The organism is Variovorax sp. YR752 (assembly GCF_943372545.1).
The window spans coordinates 1-3,251 of record NZ_CALRZC010000406.1 but is presented as its reverse complement, the minus strand read 5'-3'; the positions used below and the strand labels follow the sequence as shown (position 1 = coordinate 3,251).

4 protein-coding genes are annotated in these 3,251 nt (G+C 67.9%); all 4 read left to right on the top strand.

Going from position 1 to position 3,251, the window contains the following annotated elements:
* Nucleotides 1-720, top strand: a 720-nt coding sequence (locus tag AAG801_RS41155; protein WP_341893640.1) for an ABC transporter permease, incomplete at its 5' end; no start/stop codon positions are given.
* Nucleotides 717-1,592 carry an ABC transporter permease gene (locus AAG801_RS41150; RefSeq protein ID WP_341893639.1) on the top strand — a complete coding sequence of 292 codons (876 nt, stop codon included), beginning with the start codon at nt 717-719 and terminating at the stop codon, nt 1,590-1,592. The genes AAG801_RS41155 and AAG801_RS41150, both read left to right, overlap by 4 nt.
* 11 nt (nt 1,593-1,603) lie before the next feature.
* Nucleotides 1,604-2,593, top strand: a complete 990-nt coding sequence (locus tag AAG801_RS41145) for an ABC transporter ATP-binding protein (protein ID WP_341893638.1) — start codon at nt 1,604-1,606, stop codon at nt 2,591-2,593.
* Nucleotides 2,590-3,251 (top strand): ATP-binding cassette domain-containing protein (locus AAG801_RS41140; RefSeq protein WP_341893637.1); only part of this gene is annotated, 662 nt, incomplete at its 3' end. The genes AAG801_RS41145 and AAG801_RS41140, both read left to right, overlap by 4 nt.

Sequence of the window (3,251 nt, the reverse complement as noted above, 5' to 3'; positions counted from 1 at the left end):
GGCGACAGCTACGCCTACAGCTCGCCCGTCATCGACCTGATCCTCGAGCGCCTGGCCCTCACCGTGCCACTGGCCGTAATGGCGATGAGCCTGACAGTCGTGATCGCATTGCTCGTCGGCGTCACCGCTGCCGCGCGCCACAACAAGCTCGGCGACGTCGGCCTCATGGGCATGGCGCAAGTCGGCATCGCGATTCCCAACTTCTGGTTCGCGATCCTGCTGATCCTCGTGTTCTCGGTGCAGCTGCAGTGGTTCTCCGCCGGTGGCTTCGAGGGCTGGGGTGAAGGCATCTTTGCGGGACTGAAGTCGCTGCTGCTGCCGGCGCTGTCGCTGGCCGTGGTGCAGGCCGCAATCCTCGCGCGCATCACGCGCTCGGCCGTGCTCGAGGTGATGCGCGAAGACTTCGTGCGCACCGCGCGCGCCAAGGGCGTGTCCCAGCGCATGGTGCTGTGGACCCATGTGCTGCGCAACGCGATGATCCCCGTCATCACCGTCATGGGCATGCAGTTCTCCGAGCTGCTGGCCGGCACCATCGTGGTGGAGAACGTGTTCTATCTGCCCGGACTGGGCCGCCTCATCTTCCAGGCCATCAGCAACCGCGACCTGATCGTGGTGCGCAACTGCGTGATGCTGCTCGCGGCCATGGTGGTCATCGTGAACTTCGTGGTCGATGTGCTGTACGCCGTCATCGACCCGCGCATCAAGGCGAGCGACGTATGAGCGCCACCACCATTCCCAGCGCTGCCGCGCTCAAGGTGCCGGGCTTCTGGCGCCGCGCCCTGCACCACCGCAGCTTCGTGATCGGCGGCGTGCTGAGCCTGCTGCTGTTGATCGCTGCCGTGCTCTCCCTGGTCTGGACGCCCTGGTCGCCCTACGCGATGGACATGGCGAACAAGATGCAGAGCCCCTCGGCCACGCACTGGCTTGGTACCGATGCGTTCGGTCGCGACGTGGCCTCGCTGCTGCTGGTGGGCGCGCGTGCGTCCATCCTCGTGGGCGTGATCGCCGTCGGCATCGGCCTTGTCGTCGGCACAGCGCTGGGCCTGCTCGCTGCTGCGAGGCGCGGCTGGATCGAAGAAGCCGTGATGCGCCTGTCGGACTTCACGCTCGCGTTCCCTGCGATCTTGTCGGCCATCATGATGACCGCCGTGTTCGGCGCGGGCATCGTCAACGCCATCGTCGCGATCGGCATCTACAACATCCCGACCTTCGCGCGCATCACGCGCGCCTCGGCCAATGCGATCTGGTCGCGCGAGTACGTCGCCGCGGCCCGCGCCTGCGGCAAGGGCAGCTTCGCGATCACGATGCAGCACGTGCTGCCCAACATCTCCGCCGTGCTGATCGTGCAGATCACCATCCGCTTCGCCATCGCCATCCTGGCCGAAGCCGCCCTCTCCTACCTCGGCCTCGGCACGCAGCCGCCCCAGCCCTCGTGGGGCCGCATGCTCAGCGAAGCCCAGACCCTCATGTTCCAGCAGCCCCTGCTGGCCGTCTTCCCCGGTATGGCGATCGCCCTCGCGGTGCTCGGCCTGAACCTGATGGGCGACGGCCTGCGGGACCTGCTCGATCCGCGTCTGGCGCGCGCGAGGTAAACAAGCACGTCATGGCGCTTCTCGAAGTCAACGACCTCCACATCGGCCTGCAGACGCAGCGCGGCCCGGCCGAAGCCGTGCGCGGCATTTCCTTCTCGCTGGAGCGCGGCGAAACGCTGGGCATCGTCGGCGAGTCGGGCTGCGGCAAGTCGATCACCGTGATGTCGCTCATGGGCCTGCTGCCTTCCACCGCGAAGGTCACGGGCAGCATCCGCTTCGACGGCACCGAGTTGGTCGGGCGCGACGAAAAAGACATGTGCCAAATCCGCGGCAACCGCATCGGCATGATCTTCCAGGAGCCGATGACGGCGCTGAACCCGGTGCACACCATCGTGCGCCAGGTCAGCGAACCGCTGCGGCTGCATCGCGGCCTGTCGAAGGCCGAGGCGCGCAAGGAAGTGCTCGCGCTGCTCGACCGTGTCGGCATACCCGATGCCGCCTCGCGCCTCGATGCGTACCCGCACCAGTTCTCGGGCGGCCAACGCCAGCGCATCGGCATCGCGATGGCCCTGGCCTGCGGCCCCGACCTGCTGATCGCCGACGAGCCCACCACCGCGCTCGACGTGACGATCCAGAAGCAGATCCTGGAGCTCATCCAGGGCCTCGTGGCCGAGCGCGGCATGGCGCTCATCCTGATCTCGCACGACCTCGGCGTGATCTCGCAGACGGTCTCGAAGATGCTCGTGATGTACGGCGGCAGCGTGGTCGAGAGCGGCCCCACCGACGCCGTGTTCGCCAAGCGCGCCCACCCCTACACGCAAGGCCTGTTCGCCGCGCGCCCCGCCATCGGCGCGCCGCGCGGGCTGCGCCTGGCGACCATCCGTGGCAGCGTGCCCGAGCTGGTCGACCTGCCGCCGGGCTGCCCGTTCGCGGGACGCTGCGCCTACACGGTGGATGCCTGCCACGCCACGCGACCGTCCGCCACGGTGCTGCCGCCTGACCATGCGGTGCGCTGCTTGCGCCTCGAAGAAATTGCGGCCGAACAAGCCGCCACACCATGAGTTCATTGCCCCCACTGCTGCAAGTGACCGACCTCGTGCGGCACTACGCATTGCCGCGCGAAAAGCTCTTCGGCCCGCCGCCCACCGTGAAGGCGCTCAACGGCGTGAGCTTCGACGTGCAGGCTGGCAAGAGCCTGGGAATCGTCGGTGAATCGGGCTCTGGCAAGTCGACCATCGCGCGCCTCGTGATGGCGTTGGACACACCGACCTCGGGCAGCGTCGCGCTCGAAGGCCGCAACCTGCACACGCTCTCGAAGGCCGACCTGCGCACGGCGCGGCGCGACTTCCAGATGGTCTTTCAAGACCCGTACGGCTCGCTCGACCCACGCCAGACCGTCGCGCGCATCGTCGCCGAACCGCTCGAAGCGCTGGCCGAAACGCGCCGCGCCGAACAACGCGAACGCGCCGCCGAGGCGCTCGCCGCCGTCGGCCTGCGCACCACCGACCTCGACAAGTACCCGCACGAATTCTCGGGCGGACAGCGCCAGCGCATCGCGATTGCACGTGCGCTCATCACGCGCCCCAAGCTCATCGTGGCCGACGAACCGGTGAGCGCACTCGACGTCTCGGTGCAGGCCCAGGTGCTCAACCTCATGCAGGACCTGCAGCAGCAGTTCGGCATCAGCTACCTGCTCATCAGCCACGACCTCGCGGTGGT

What these genes read in the sequence shown, in the direction of transcription:
- AAG801_RS41145 (WP_341893638.1), top strand. Translation starts at nt 1,604, where the DNA reads ATGGCGCTTCTCGAAGTCAACGACCTCCACATCGGCCTGCAGACGCAG.
- AAG801_RS41150 (WP_341893639.1), top strand. Translation starts at nt 717, where the DNA reads ATGAGCGCCACCACCATTCCCAGCGCTGCCGCGCTCAAGGTGCCGGGC.